The organism is Mesorhizobium sp. L2C066B000 (assembly GCF_000502335.1).
Classification (GTDB): domain Bacteria; phylum Pseudomonadota; class Alphaproteobacteria; order Rhizobiales; family Rhizobiaceae; genus Mesorhizobium.
In genome coordinates, this window is the sequence record NZ_AYWZ01000017.1 from 85,083 (window position 1) to 99,683 (window position 14,601).

11 protein-coding genes are annotated in these 14,601 nt (G+C 63.9%); 5 read left to right on the plus strand and 6 right to left on the minus strand.

All coding sequences use genetic code 11. The features are described 5' to 3' along the window. Positions 1–98 precede the first annotated feature (98 nt). Both X733_RS140350 and X733_RS140345 read left to right on the plus strand, forming a co-directional pair. Entirely contained in the window at positions 99–1,946 is a 1,848-nt protein-coding gene (locus X733_RS140350) for a monovalent cation:proton antiporter-2 (CPA2) family protein (protein ID WP_023700808.1), read from the plus strand. Beyond that, positions 1,946–2,494: a DUF924 family protein gene (locus X733_RS140345; protein ID WP_031193966.1), complete on the plus strand. Its 549-nt coding sequence runs from the start codon at positions 1,946–1,948 to the stop codon at positions 2,492–2,494. The genes X733_RS140350 and X733_RS140345 overlap by 1 nt, the downstream gene beginning before the upstream one ends. Here the strand turns inward: X733_RS140345 and folK are convergent. The 3 genes from folK to folP are packed head-to-tail and all read right to left on the minus strand — an operon-like array spanning position 2,491 to position 4,215. After that, positions 2,491–3,009 carry a 2-amino-4-hydroxy-6-hydroxymethyldihydropteridine diphosphokinase gene (gene folK / locus X733_RS140340; RefSeq protein WP_023688659.1) on the minus strand — a complete coding sequence of 173 codons (519 nt, stop codon included), beginning with the start codon at positions 3,007–3,009 and terminating at the stop codon, positions 2,491–2,493. The genes X733_RS140345 and folK overlap by 4 nt on opposite strands. Beyond that, positions 2,993–3,352 carry a dihydroneopterin aldolase gene (gene folB, locus X733_RS140335; RefSeq protein WP_023673502.1) on the minus strand — a complete coding sequence of 120 codons (360 nt, stop codon included), beginning with the start codon at positions 3,350–3,352 and terminating at the stop codon, positions 2,993–2,995. The genes folK and folB overlap by 17 nt, the downstream gene beginning before the upstream one ends. 17 nt (positions 3,353–3,369) lie before the next feature. Continuing rightward, positions 3,370–4,215: a dihydropteroate synthase gene (gene folP / locus X733_RS140330; RefSeq protein ID WP_023728090.1), complete on the minus strand. Its 846-nt coding sequence runs from the start codon at positions 4,213–4,215 to the stop codon at positions 3,370–3,372. A gap of 148 nt (positions 4,216–4,363) precedes the next feature. On the opposite strand from folP, the gene X733_RS140325 reads away from it, so the two are divergent. After that, positions 4,364–4,984, plus strand: a complete 621-nt coding sequence (locus tag X733_RS140325) for a DUF922 domain-containing protein (protein ID WP_023728091.1) — start codon at positions 4,364–4,366, stop codon at positions 4,982–4,984. Positions 4,985–5,217: 233 nt separating this feature from the next. After that, entirely contained in the window at positions 5,218–6,702 is a 1,485-nt protein-coding gene (locus X733_RS140320) for an MDR family MFS transporter (protein ID WP_023754921.1), read from the plus strand. 20 nt (positions 6,703–6,722) lie between these two features. On the opposite strand, the gene X733_RS140315 is transcribed toward X733_RS140320, so the two are convergent. From X733_RS140315 to X733_RS140305, 3 genes are all read right to left on the minus strand, one after another. After that, positions 6,723–7,754, minus strand: coding sequence for an NAD(P)/FAD-dependent oxidoreductase (locus X733_RS140315; protein WP_023715858.1), 1,032 nt, complete (start codon positions 7,752–7,754; stop codon positions 6,723–6,725). A 104-nt stretch (positions 7,755–7,858) separates the two neighbouring features. Further along, positions 7,859–8,179: a 2Fe-2S iron-sulfur cluster-binding protein gene (locus X733_RS140310; RefSeq protein ID WP_023673507.1), complete on the minus strand. Its 321-nt coding sequence runs from the start codon at positions 8,177–8,179 to the stop codon at positions 7,859–7,861. A gap of 157 nt (positions 8,180–8,336) precedes the next feature. Then, a complete protein-coding gene (locus X733_RS140305; RefSeq protein WP_023706163.1) occupies positions 8,337–8,675 on the minus strand; it encodes an Hpt domain-containing protein in 339 nt (112 codons plus the stop codon). A 313-nt stretch (positions 8,676–8,988) separates the two neighbouring features. Here X733_RS140305 and X733_RS03900 point away from each other — a divergent pair. Then, a partial coding sequence (locus tag X733_RS03900) for a kinesin (protein WP_023819876.1) occupies positions 8,989–14,601 on the plus strand: 5,613 nt, incomplete at its 3' end.

Consider the following 14,601-nt stretch of genomic DNA (forward strand, 5'->3'; position numbering starts at 1 on the left):
CGCTGCCGCGGCACCCTACCCATCCTGGCAGGCTTCCCGCCCTTGCCTCCCGCTCCCAGTGCATGCAAGGAGTGCTGTCGGACACAGGGACAAGAGGCATGGCAGCGGAAGCATCGGGCAGCGATCTCATTCAGGTGGTGGCGCTGCTTGCCGCAGGCGTCGTCGCCGTTCCGATCTTCAAACGCATGGGGCTGGGCTCGATCCTCGGCTATCTCGCCGCGGGCGTGGTCATCGGCCCGTTCGGTATTGGCATTTTTTCCGAATCGGAAGCCATCCTGCATGTCGCCGAACTCGGCGTGGTCATGTTCCTGTTCATCATCGGGCTGGAGATGCAGCCGTCGCGGCTATGGGGCCTGCGCCGCGAGATTTTCGGCCTCGGCGCGCTGCAGGTCGGCGTCTGCGCCTTGCTGCTCACCGGTGTTGGTCTCGCCGGCGGCTTTCCGATCGCGCAATCCTTCGTTGCCGGCGCCGGCTTTGTCCTGACCTCGACGGCGATCGTCATGCAGCTTCTGGAAGAGCGTGGCGAGATGGCCAGCCCCAAGGGCCAGCGCATCGTGTCCATCCTGCTGCTCGAGGATCTGGCAATCGTGCCGCTTCTGGCGCTGGTCGCCTTCCTGGCGCCGGGCGGCAGCGAGATGACCCTGCAGCAAAGGCTGACCGAAATCGGCATCGGTCTTGGCGCCATCGTCGGGCTGGTGGTGGCCGGCCGCTATCTGCTCAACCCGTTCTTCCGCATCCTGGCCGACGCCAAGGCGCGCGAGGTGATGACGGCGGCAGCACTTCTGGTCGTGCTGGGGTCGGCGCTGGTCATGCAGCTTTCCGGCCTGTCGATGGCGATGGGCGCGTTCCTGGCCGGCGTGCTGTTGTCGGAATCGACTTTCCGCCACCAGCTGGAGGCCGACGTCGAGCCATTCCGCGGCATCCTGCTTGGCCTGTTCTTCCTCGCCGTCGGCATGTCGCTCGACCTGCATGTGGTGGCCGACAACTGGCGGCTGATCGCCGTCTATGTCGTCGCCTACATGGCGATGAATGCGCTCGGCATCTACCTCGTCGCCCGCATGCTGAAGAGCGGTCATCGTGAAGCGCTGGAACGCGCCGTGATCATGGCGCAAGGCGGCGAATTCGCCTTCGTCCTCTATTCGGCCGCAGCGGCGGTTGGCATCATCGACAGCCGGGCCAACGCAACGCTGACCGCTATCATCATCATCTCCATGGTGCTGACGCCGCTAGCCATCATTGCGCTCAAATATTTGACGCCGCGCGACGAGCAGTCGCTTGAAGGCGTCGACATCGCCGACGGTCTTAGCGGCAGCGTGCTGGTCATCGGCTTCGGCCGTTTCGGCCAGATCGCCAGCCAGCCGCTTTTGTTGCGCGGCATCGACGTGTCGATCATCGACAATGATGTCGAGATGATCCAGGCGGCCGCCGATTTCGGCTTCAAGGTCTATTATGGCGACGGCACGCGGCTCGACATTCTGCGCGCCGCAGGTGCAGGCCGCGCGCGCGCCGTGCTGATCTGCGTCGACAAGCCGGACGCCGCCGTGCGCATGGCGGAACTGATCAAGGCGGAGTTCCCGTTGCTGACTGTCCTGGCGCGTGCCTTCGATCGCGGCACCGCGCTGTCGCTCATCCGCGCCGGGGTCGACTTCCAGCTGCGCGAGACCTTCGAATCGGCCCTCGTCTTCGGCGGTTCCGCGCTCGAGGTTTTGGGCGTCGAGCCGGAAGATGTCGCCGATGTCATCGAGGATGTGCGACGGCGCGACAATGCCCGACTGGAGACGCAGCTGGCCGAAGGCGTCCGCGCCGGGCAACGTTTCCTCAGGGGCAATACCGGCACGCCGATCCCGACGCCGCTGACGCAACCGCGCCGGCCCGGCCAGGCGCTGAACGAAGAGACGGCCGGCGTGCTGCACAAGCCCGAGCCCGCCGATCAGGGGGAAAGCTGATGGCCGCATTGGATGAGCGCGCGCTCGCCGTCACAAAATTCTGGCGCGAGGCCGGCGAAGACGCGTGGTTCGAGAAGAACGACGCCTTCGACGCGAATTTCCGCAGCAGGTTTCTCGACCTGCACTTTGCCGCCGCGCGGCGCGAGTGCGACGCATGGTCGGAGCATGCCGAGGGTTCGCTGGCGCTGATGATCCTGCTCGACCAGTTTCCACGCAACTGCTTTCGCGGCTCAGGCCATATGTACGCCACCGATCCGCTGGCAAGGCACTTTGCCGCCAAGGCGATTGCGGCAGGCCATGACCTTTCGCTGGAAGAAAACCTGCGCGTCTTCCTGTACCTGCCCTACGAACATTCGGAACTGCCCGCCGACCAGGACAAATCGGTCGAACTCACCGCCGCCAGGGCGCCGAACTATGTGAAATACGCGGTCGAGCACCGCGACATCATCCAGCGCTTCGGCCGCTTTCCCCATAGGAACAAGATGCTTGGCCGCGAGACGACGGCGGACGAACAGGCATTTCTCGATGGCGGCGGCTTCTCCGGTTAACCCAGCCACCAATCGCGGCCGGAAGCCAGCCGCTCTATGCCTGACGTATCGACGGCGCTGAGCCGCTCGGTCACGCTCCTGCCGCCCACCGCCAGATCCGGCGCGATCTCTGCCAAGGGCGCCAGCACGAAGGCGCGCTCCACCATTCGGGGATGCGGCACCTCCAGCCCGGTTTCGTGGATTGTGCGGTCGCCGAACACCAATATGTCGATGTCGATCAGGCGCGGACCCCAGCGCTCCTCGCGCACCCGCTTCAGCTTGCGCTCGGCCTCGAGGCAGAGGTCGAGCAGCGCCCTTGGCGCCAGCGAGGTCGAGATTTCGGCAGCGGCGTTGAGGAAATCCGGCTGGTCGAGCTTGCCCCAGGGCGGCGTGCGATAGAGCGAGGAGACGGCGATGACACGCGTGTTCTCGTCGGCGTCCAGCAGGCGCAGCGCCGTGGCCATCGAGGCCGAGGGATCGCCGAGATTGCCGCCAAGGCTGAGATAGACCGTGTTATTGTTACTCTGGCCAGACAACGGTCACCTCGACATAATCGAGCACGCCGGGCACCGGTGCGTTGGGCTTGCGCACGGTGATCTCGGCCTTCCTGATCTGCGGAAACCGTGAAGTCAGCGCCTTCGCCACTTCGAGCGCCAGCGCCTCGATCAGGAAACGGCGATGTCCAGTGACGATCTTTTCAATCACCGTGAAGGCGATGCCGTAATTGACGGTATCCTCGATGGAATCATCCTCCAGCGGGCGGCTGGGCTCGACCGTCAACTCGGCATCGACATAAAAACGCTGGCCAAGCGCCTCTTCCTCATCCAGCACGCCGTGCCGGGCAAAGAAGGCGCAGTTCTTCATGCGGATGACGTACATTTCTTAGTGTCCTGGGCTCAGCGTCCTGGCTTTTCGCGCGCCAGCATAGCATCGGCGACGGCCAGTGCGTCCATGTTGATTGCGACATCGTGAACGCGAAACAGATCGGCGCCCTTCAGCCTCAGGATGACACTGGTGGCTGCCGTCCCGGCGGCGCGCGCGCCGGCTTCGCGGCCGGTGACGGTGCCGATGAAGCGTTTTCTGGAGGTGCCGGCCATCAAGGGAAAACCGAGCTCCTTAAGCTCGGAAAACCGCGCCATCAGGTCGAGGTTTTCCTCAGCCGTCTCCTTGGCGAAGCCGAAGCCGGCATCGAGTACGATATGATCGTCCGCAACGCCGCTGCGCCTGGCGATTTCCAGCGAAGCCTTGAGGAACAAAAACTGGTCGGCGATGACGTCGGGCAGTTTTTGCCGCTCGCGCCCGGTATGCATGATGACCAGTCCGGCGCCGGTCTCGGCGGCGACGCGGGCGATGCCGGGTTCACGCTGCAAGCCCCAGACATCGTTGACGATATGCGCGCCGGCGGCGACGGCGAGGCGCGCGGTTTCCTCGCGATAGGTGTCGACCGAAATCAGGGCTTCGCCTGAACCGGCGAGTGCTGCGATCACCGGCAGGATGCGGGTCTGCTCTTCTTCAGGCGTCACGGGCGAGGCGCCGGGGCGCGTCGATTCCCCGCCGATATCGACGACGGCGGCGCCTTCTTCCACCATGCGGTGCGCCTGCGCCACCGCCTGGTCAGGCGTGATGAACAGTCCGCCATCCGAAAAACTGTCCGGCGTGACGTTGAGAATGCCGACCACAATGGCTTTCTCGCCAAGGTCGAGATGGCACTTATGCGCCAGTTGCCATCGCCTTGTCGTCATTGTCCTTCAACCATGTGTCTCATTGGCATGTGGCTCATTGGCATGTGGCTCATCGAGCGCTTGCAATCCATCAACGATGCGTGATCGGTGGAAGATCAATTCCGTTGCGCCGGCAACGGCCGTAAAGCAAGGTGAGTGAAGAGGCAACATGATGAAACGACCCCTGCTCTGCGCCCTGATGCTGGCTTTGACCGTCCTGCCGGCGAATGCTGCCAATCTGGTGAAGACTTACAGTTATTTTGCCATCGGCGGCAGCACGCTCGATGACATCGAGACGCAATTGTCGAAGCATGGACCCGAGGTGAAAAGCACCGGGATGCGGCATCCAGGCGCCACCCAGATGGCGTTCACCACCCGCATCAGCTACGCGCAAACCGCAGACACCTGCCGCATCGCCAAGGCCGCCGTCACCGTCAAGGTCAAGGTCATCCTTCCGGAGTGGCGCAGGCCGCGCAAGGCCGATCCCGATGTCAGGCTGTTCTGGGACACGCTGTCGGCCGACATCAAGCGCCATGAGGAGCGTCATGTCGAGATCGCCAAGAACCACGGCCGTCTGCTCGAAGACGCGCTGAACGCGAGCTTTGCGCAAAAGACCTGCGCCGGGGCAAAGGCGAAGGCGGCGCAGATCACCGCGGCCGAACTCGCCAGGCATGACCAGGACCAGTTGCGCTTCGACCGCGTCGAAGGCGTGAATTTCGAAAGCCGCATCCTGCGGCTGCTGCGCTACCGCATGCAGCGCGTCGAGAACGGCCAGCTTCCGCCCGGCTGAAACACGGACTGATACGAAGCCAATTCTGCCGAAACATGAGGCCAGCCCCAGAAAATTTTCGGGCATAGGTCGAAATCGGCCTATACGGGACGACATATGTCAGGCTCGCAAGATATGTCAGGCTGGCAAGGCCCGAGCTTCGAAACACCAGATCAAGACCAATTGAGGCGGCGTGTAGCGGAGCGGCCATTTGGCGCCGCGCAATCGCTCTCAAACGTTATGGATGAACTGATATGGACCAGGCTGTCGACAAGCCGGCTAGGCTGCCCCCCGCCGCGCCGCTGACGGAAAGCGAGAAGAACGTCATCATCGCCGGCATCCTTTTGTCGATGCTGTTGGCGGCGCTCGACCAGACAATCGTCGCGCCGGCCATGCCGACCATCGGGCGTTCGCTCGGCCATGCCGACTACCTGCCGTGGATCGTGACCGGCTATCTCCTGACGGCGACGGCCATGGCGCCGCTCTACGGCAAGATTTCCGACGTCTATGGCCGCCGGCCGACCGTCTATGCGGCGATCCTGATCTTCCTTCTGGGATCGCTGGTCAGCGCCATGGCCCCCAATATGTTCGTGTTGGTTGTCGGCCGGGCGATCCAGGGTGCGGGCGGCGGCGGCCTGTTCGCCCTGGCGCAGATCGTCATCGGCGACCTGGTGCCGCCGCGTGAACGCGCGCGTTATGCCGCCTGGATTTCGGGCACCTGGGCTGTCGCCAGCATCGCCGGGCCTTTGCTCGGCGGCGGATTTGCCGAACATCTGCATTGGTCGCTGATCTTCTGGATCAATATCCCGCTCGGCATCTTGGCCATGGCCATCATCAACAAGCCGCTGCGCAAACTGCCGGTCGCCGCAAAGCGGCATCGCATCGACGCGCTGGGCGCGCTGCTTCTGGTGGTGGCGACGGCATTGCTGCTTTTGGCCCTCAATTGGGGCGGCAGCGCCTATCCATGGGTCTCCCGCGAGATCGTCGGCCTGCTCGCCTGTTCGGCGGTCTTCTGGGGTGCGTTCGCGCTCAGGCTGATGCGTGCGGCCGAGCCGCTGATTTCGCTTGAAGTGCTGAGCAATCCGATCGTGCTTGCCGGCACGGCGTCGATGTTTCTGCTGCAGGCGGCCAATATCGGCCTGTCGGTGTACCTGCCGGTCTATCTGCAGTCGATCATCGGCCTGTCGGTCAGCCAGTCGGGCCTTGCCATGCTCGGCCTGCTGCTCGGAACGGTCGCCGGCGCGACGTTCAGCGGCCGCACGATACCGCGCTTCTTCCACTACAAGCGTATCGCCATGGTCGGCGTTCTCTTCGCCATTATCTGTCTTGGCGTGCTCAGCCTGGTCGCCGGCCGCGCCTCGCTGCTGGTGGTCGAGCTCTTGACCATCTGCATCGGCCTTGGAAGCGGCACCACCTTCCCGGTCGCCACCGTATCGGTGCAGAACGCCGTCGACCGCGCGCATCTCGGCGTTGCCACCGGCGCGCTGACCTTCCTGCGTTCGCTGGGCAGCGCGCTCGGTGTCGCCATGCTCGGCGCCGTCGCGCTCGGCTATGGCCTGCCGCTTGCCGGCGAAGGCGCGCCGGCTGCCGGACAGATCGTCTCGGCGACGCCCTTCATGATGATCTTCCTTGCCGCGGCCGTCACGCTCGTGCTGGCGCTGATCACGCTGGCGCTGATGCCGGAGAAGTCACTGCGCGGCCGCGACGACGCCGAGGCGCCGGTCGTTCTGGTGGAGTGATCCGGAAAGCCCTGTAGGACCTACTCCACGACGCCGAGCTTCTTCTGCAGGCTGGTCGACGACGTCGTGTACTGGAAGACGATACGTTCGCCGGGGCTGATGATGCGCTTGGCGGCCTGCGCCATCAGCGCCACCTCGTGAAAACCCGACAGGATCAGCTTCAGCTTGCCTGGGTACCAGTTGATGTCGCCGACGGCAAAGATGCCTGGCACCGAAGTCTGGAATTTCTCGGTATCGACCGGGATGAGGTTCTCATGAAGGTTGAGCCCCCATTCGGCGATCGGGCCGAGCTTCATGGTCAGGCCGAAGAACGGCAGCATGCGCGTGCACGGCACCTCGATGTCGCCGTCAGGCCCGCCCTTGATGGTAGCAGAGGCCAGCTCGCCGTCGGCGCCGGTCAGGCCGCTCACCTGGCCGACCCGGAACTCCAGCTGCTTCATCTCCTGCATGGCATACATCTTGTTGACGCTGTCGGGCGCCGCCCTGAATTCCGGCCGGCGATGGACCAGCGTGACGCTTTTTGCCACCGGCTGCAGATTCAGCGTCCAGTCGAGTGCGGAATCGCCGCCGCCGACGATGACGAGGTCGTGGCCGCGGAATTCCTCCATACGGCGCACCGAATAGAAGACGCTCCTGCCCTCATAGGCCTCGATGCCGGGAATGGGCGGCCGTTTGGGCTGGAACGAGCCGCCACCGGCGGCGATCACCACCACCTTGGCTTCGAACACCTCGTTCTCGTCGGTGGTGACCCGAAATGAGCCGTCGTCCAGCTTTTCCAGGCTGGAGACCATGCGGTTGAAGGTAAAATCCGGCTTGAACGGGTGAATTTGCTCGAGCAGTTTGTCGACCAGCCCTTGCGCCGAGATCGAGGGCCAGCCTGGAATGTCGTAGATCGGCTTTTCCGGATAGAGTTCGGCGCATTGGCCGCCGGGCCGGTCGAGGATATCGATCAGATGGCACTTCATGTCGAAGAGGCCGAGTTCGAACACGGCGAACAGGCCGACCGGCCCCGCCCCGACAATGAGTGCGTCCGTCTTGATTATATCGGTCATGCCAGGCGAGCCTCATTGTCAAACTGGGGCGAAACTGGCGCGAGACTGCATGAGCATTGGCCCGCTGCCAAGCGGCGGCGGGAAAAATCAGATGGTACGGGAGATCAACCCTGGCGAGCCGGCACGCGCACGACCAGGCCGTCAAGCGCGTCGCGCACCTTGATCTGGCAGGACAGCCGCGAGTTCGGCTGGACGTCATAGGCGAAGTCCAGCATGTCCTCTTCCATCGCCTCCGGCTCGCCGACCTCGGCCGTCCAGGCTTCGTCGACATAGACATGGCAGGTCGCGCAGGCGCAGGCGCCGCCGCATTCTGCCTCGATGCCCGGCACCGCGCTACGGATCGCATTCTCCATGACGGTCGAGCCGTTTTCGGCCTCGACATCGAAAGGAGTGCCGTCATGGGCAATGAAGGTCAGCTTGGTCATTTGTCACCTGAAGGGAGTCCCAGCCGAGATAATCACTCCGCCGGACAAGTCAACTGCCGCGCGAAAGCGCCGCTTTGTGACGTTTTTTCGGAAAGCTGGCCAAAGCACGCCCTGGCCCCGTCGATTCATCCCGGTGGCCGCTGCCGAGCGGCAGCCATTACCGGCTGATGGCGGCGATGAAATCGCGCACTTCCTCGATCAGGGCGCCGAGGCGCTTGAGGATGCGCGCATCTTCCGGCTGCTGTTCGATCGAGGTGGCGCAGTCGGCGATGGCAAAGGCGCCGACCCCGCGCGCCGAACCTTTCAGCCCATGCGCCAGAAGCAGTCGCTCCCTGACGTCGGCATCGACTATTCTGTCCCGGACGGAAAGCGCCTGCTGTACGAACAGTGCCAATACCTCCTGTTCGAGGGCGCGATCGCCCATTGTCTGACGGGCCAGGTGGGCCAGATCCACTGGGCGCGAACGGGCCGGTCCCGACGCATCGCCGCCCGGCATTGAGAAGGCAATGCCGCTTTCACCGCGTACCAATTTGAAACTCCTTGTGCCGATCGCCGAAAAAACTAAGCGATTTCCGTCGCCAACGCGTTAATGAATGGGCTGGAAAATTGTTGCCGCTGAGGCGGTTAGATCACGTTGTCGTTAACCTTATATTTAAAGTTTTACGTATCTCGCGGAATGCATGTTTTCTTTACCCCTGTGTGTCATTACGATACGAAGGTCCATTTTCAGCCTCCTGCGTGGGATAAGACGAGCCAGAATCAGGCAAAAATAAGAAGTCCCTCGGCAGCTAGTACAGGGTAGCGAAGGCATGGCGAAGAAACCAACGACGACCAGAACTCTCGACAGCGACGTAGCCAGGGAACTCGAAAAGGCACTAGACCTCGATCTCAGCGGAGACGGCAGCGGCGATCTCGATATCGCGGCGTCGATGGAAGATCTGGAAGCGCAGATATCGCAGGCCGCGGACGAACTGGCGCGCGAAGGCCGCCCCCAGAAGCCCGCCCCCGCTCAAAACGCGCCCGTCCAACAAAACCAGAGTGCGAAGCCGGCAGCCAAGCCCGCCGAGCTGCGCCCGGTCGAATCGCGCAACAGCGCTCAGCCAGCCGGCTTCAAGCCGGCAAACGATGACCGCCAAAAAGATTACAAGACGCTGCTGCACAGCCTCAACCGGCGCGCGTCTAGCACGATCTATTGGGTCGTGGCGTTCGTGTCGCTGGCCTGGATCGCCGGCGCCGGCGGCCTTGCCAATTTGCTGTTTGGCCCCAGCATCTGGAAAATTCGTACATTCGATCAAATCCTGGCCCGCCCTGAACTGATCGGCCTGGCGATCGCGGCAATCATACCGGTCGTCCTGTTTTGGGCCTTCGCGGCGATGATCCGCCGCGCGCAGGAAATGCGCATTGCCGCGCAGTCGATGACGGAAGTGGCTTTCCGTCTGGCGGAGCCGGAAAACCTCGCCCAGGATCGCGTGATGATGATCGGCCAGGCCGTTCGCCGTGAAGTGGCGGCGATGGGCGAAGGCATCGAGCGCACGCTGGCGCGCGCCGTCGAACTCGAAACGCTGGTCCACAGCGAGGTCAACCAGATCGAACGCTCCTATTCGGAGAATGAATCGCGCATCCGGTCGCTGGTCGACGGGCTGGGCAGCGAGCGCGAAGCCGTCGTCACTCATGCCGAGCGCGTGCGCGCCTCGATCACCGGCGCGCATGAAACGCTGAAGGACGAGATCGGCGCCGCCTCCGACATTATTCGCGACTCTATCCTCAACGCGTCGACCAAGCTGTCGATGACGATCACGAATTCCGGCGACACGCTGATCGACCGCATCAATGAAAGCTCGATGTCGATCTTCGATTCCGTCGAAACCCGGCTGGATTCAATCACCGACAGGCTGTCGACGTCGGGCGAAGCCTTTGCTTCGCTGCTCGACACCCGCATCGCCAAGCTGACGGACACCACAGACGGCCTGACCCGGTCGCTGACCGACCTGCTCGACGACCGCACCACCGGTATGGTGTCGCTGCTCGGCGGCGCCGCCCGCACCCTGAGCTCGGAATTCGAGTCCAGCCTGAACGGCATCGAGCGGACGCTGGCCGAGCGCGGCCAGGCGCTGATCAGCGAATTTCAGACCCGCGCCGAAGCACTCGATACCGGCACGCAGAAGCTCAACGCCGCGCTCGAGGCGCGCGCCCGCCAGATCAACGAAACGCTGGTCGAGCGCGCCCGCGAGATCGCCCACACCTTTGCCGAGAGCAAGGATCATTTGTCGGCGATGATCGATCAGGGCAAGACCCAGATCGGCGCCGACATGGCCGACATCGTCTCGTCGACCTCGTCGATGCTCGAAGCCCGCGCCAGCGATTTCGCCGGCCGCATGGAAGCGGCCCGCCATGTCGTGTCGCGCTCATTCGACACCGATATCCAGCGTCTTGCCGATGCCCGCGTCGGCATCGAGGACGCCGTCGAAAACCACAGCCGCAAGCTGTCCGAAAGCCGCGAACGCATGGCGGCTGCCATGCAGGCGGACCTGGCGAAGTTCGCCGAGGGCCGTGCCGGCATCGATGCGGCCGTAACCAACCAGGTGCAGAAGCTGGCCGAAGGCCGCAACCTGATCTCGCGCGCCCTGGAAGAGGATCTGCGCAAGGTCAACGAGTCGCGCGCCGCCATCGACGCGTCGCTGGGCAGCCATCTCGAGCGGCTTGAAGAAGGCCGCAACCGGCTCAACCAGGCTTTGCATGAAGACTCCGGAAAACTTGTGCAAGCCCGTACGATCATTGACGAAATGGTCGCCGGACATGTCGGTAAACTGGCCGAAGGCCGCAACATTCTGTCGCGCGCCCTGGAAGCCGATCTCGGCAAGCTCGCCGACAGCCGCGCCTCGATTGACGGGCTGGTCGCCGGCCAGGTTGAAAAGATCGCCGAAGGCCGCGCCATCCTGACCAAGGCGCTCGAAAACGACATTATCGGCATCAAGGGCGTGATCGAGAACCACTCGGCGAAACTGGCCGAGGACCGCACCGAACTCAGCAAGGCGCTGGAGAACGACCTATCCGGCATCAGGGGCCTGCTCTCCGACCATTCGAGCCGGCTTGCCGACGATCGTGGCCTGTTGTCACAGACGCTCGAGGCCGACCTCGCCAAGCTCGCCGAGAGCCGGTCGAGCATCGACGGGCTGGTCGCCGGCCAGGTCGAGAAGCTGGCCGAGGGGCGCGATATCCTCAAGCGCGCGCTCGAAGCCGACCTCAACACCATCAAGGGTGCCATTGCGGGTCATTCCGACAAGGTGGCGGAAGAGCGCGGTCAGCTTTCCAAGGCATTGGAGGCCGATCTGCAAAATGTGAACAGCCTGATCGCCGACCACTCGAACCGGCTTGTCCAGGATCGTTCGACGCTATCCCAGGCGCTTAAGGATGACCTTCAGAATGTTAACAGCCTGATCACCGACCACTCGAGCCGGCTTGTCCAGGATCGTTCGACGCTATCCCAGGCGCTTCAGGACGATTTGCACAATGTCAGCGGCATCATGGCCGATCATCAAAACAGGCTCGTCCAGGACCGTTCGGCGCTCTCAAAGGCATTGGAAGACGACATCGCCAAGCTGGCGGAGAGCCGCTCCAACATCGATGGGCTGGTCGCCGGACAGGTCGAGAAGCTCGCCGAGGGCCGCGACATTCTCACACGGGCGCTCGAAGCCGATCTCAATGCGATCAGGAGCGCCATTGCCGACCAGTCGCAGAAGCTGAGCGAAAACCGTGGCGAGTTCGCACGGGTGCTGGAAGCGGATTTGGAAAATGTCAACAGCCTGATCGAGGGTCACAGCGACAAGCTCGTCCGGGATCGCGCGACGCTGTCGAAGGCTCTCGAGGACGACCTCACCAAGCTGGCCGAGAGCCGGTCGAGCATCGACGGACTGGTCGCGGGCCAGGTCGAGAAGCTGGCCGAGGGCCGAGACATCTTGAAGCGTGCGCTGGAAGCCGACCTGCAGAAGCTGTCCGCAAGCCGCGGTGAGGTTGACGACATCATCGCCGGCCATGTCGGCAAGCTGGCCGAAGGCCGCAACATGTTGACCCAGGCGCTGGAAGACGATCTGGCAAAGCTCGCCGACATACGTAAGGATGTCGACCGCTCGCTGTCGGGCCATATCGACCAGATTGCCGGCAGAAGCACCGATATCTCGGCGGCAATCGCTGCCGATGTCGAGAAGATCGAGCAGGCCTTCAGCAAGCAGACCGGCATCATCGAAGAGCGCGCCGGAACCATGGAGCGCGCGTTGTCGGTGGGTGTCGACAATGTCCGCAGCGTGCTCGAAAAGAGCGCCGTCTTCGTTGCCGGCGCGCTGCGCGAGAAGGTGATGGAAGTCACCAGCGCGCTGCACGAACAGGCCGGTGCTGCCTTCAGTGACGCCGACCGCAAGATCGCCGAGCGTGCCGAGCAGACCTCGGCCGCCCTTTTGGCCCGGGCCGAGGACATCGCCCGCACCTTCGAGGACGCGGATCGCCGTCTGCACGCACGTGCCGAGGACACATCGAGCGCCCTGCTTGCTCGCGCCGAGTATACGACGAATGCCTTGCTTGCTCGCGCCGAAGACACAACGAGCGTGCTGCTTGCCCGGCATGACGAGACGTCGAACTCGCTGCTCGCCCGCGCCGAAGAAACGGCCGGACGGCTGGCTGCCCGCGCCGGCGAGATCGCCGGCACGTTCGACGCCGCCGACCAGAAGCTGGTCGCCCGCGCGGTCGAGACGGCGCAGTCGCTGGCCGACCGCGCCGGCGACATCCTGCGTAACTTCGAGGGCGCCGACCAGCGGCTGAGCATGCGCATCGGCGAATCCGCCGAAGCGCTGGCCGCCCGCGCCTCGGACCTTGGCCGCATCTTCGACGCCGCCGACCAGCAGCTGATCTCGCGCATTGCCGAGGGTTCGGACGCGCTGTCGGCACGCGCCACCGAGATCAGCCGCATCTTCGACGAGGCCGATCACCGCCTGGTGTCGCGCATCGCCGACTCCACGTCGACGATCGGCGAGCATGCCGACAACATCGTCGGTGCCTTCGCCAGCACCGAGCAGCGCGTTGCGGAACGCGCACGCCAGACCGGCCAAGAACTTGCCGTCCACGCCCGCGAGATGGAGCAGGCTCTTGCCGGCGCCGACGAGCGGCTGGCCGCGAGCGTTGCGTCCGCAGCTTCGCGCGTCGAGGAACAGGTCGCCAGCGTCGAGAACCGCCTTCTTTATACGACGGAGACGATGGGCCAGAAGCTCAACGAGCAGGTTTCCAGCGCAGAAGCTCAGCTGATCTCGCGCGCCAACACGATTGCGGAGACTTTTACCGCGGTCGGCCAGCACATCGGCCAAAGCACCAACGACGCTGCCAAGACAATCGGCACCAATACCCGCGAGCTCAACACGATGCTGGCGGCGCGTTCGGCCGAGATGGCGAAGATCCTGGACGAAACCGCGCGGCCGCTGGTTGAGCGCTTCGCCCAGGGCGGCTCGGAACTGCAAAAGAGCATGGAAGAGGTCACCGAACGCGCGACCGAGAAGCTGCGCAGCGAAAATGCCGCCCTCGTCAACGCGCTCGCCAGCCGCACCGCCGAAACGCTGTCGGCCGTCGAAGGCGCGCGCTCGTCGCTCGCCGATAGCGTCGCCGACCTCATCGGCCGCATGAGCGTCTCCAGCTCGCAGCTTGGTGAGCTGATCGAACAGGCGGCGATCAACCTCGGCCAGGTCGACGAACGTCTGAGCGGCAGCACCCAAAGCTTCGCGGCAACCACCGAAAAGGCCGCGCAGACCTTCGCCAGCTCGGCACGCCTGGTCGATTCGAACACGACGCGGCTTACCGAACTGTCGTCGTCGACCCTGCGCGAAGTGGCCTCGATCGCCACCAAGTTCGACGAGCACAGCCGCTTGCTGTCCTCGGCTTCGGATCTGTTGAGCTCGGCGCAGAGCAATCTGGAGCACACGCTTGAGCGGCAATCGTCGCTCGAAGATCTCGCCGTCGGCCTGGTCAAGAAGTCGGAAGACCTCGAGAAGGTGATGCGTTCGTTCGAAAACCTTGTCGGCCAGACGATGCAGAATGCCGAAGGCAAGACGCTGGCATCAGCCGACAAGATCCGCATCGCCATAACGGAAGTGGTCGATTCGGCAACCAGCCGGTTCGCCGATGCGACCGAGGAGATGCGGCGCACCGCAAGCTCGATCAAGAGCGAGCTCGACCTCACCCGCGCCGAGCTCAAGAAGGGCGTCATCGAGATGCCGGAAGAGGCCAAGGAATCGACCTCGGCGATCCGCCGTGCCGTTGCCGAGCAGATCAACGCGCTCAAGGAACTTTCGGATATCGTTGCGAAATCGGGACGCGGCGGCGACAATGCCGAACCGCGCGCCCTGCGCCCGGCGCCGCAGGCGCCAGTGCAGCGCCCGGCCGAG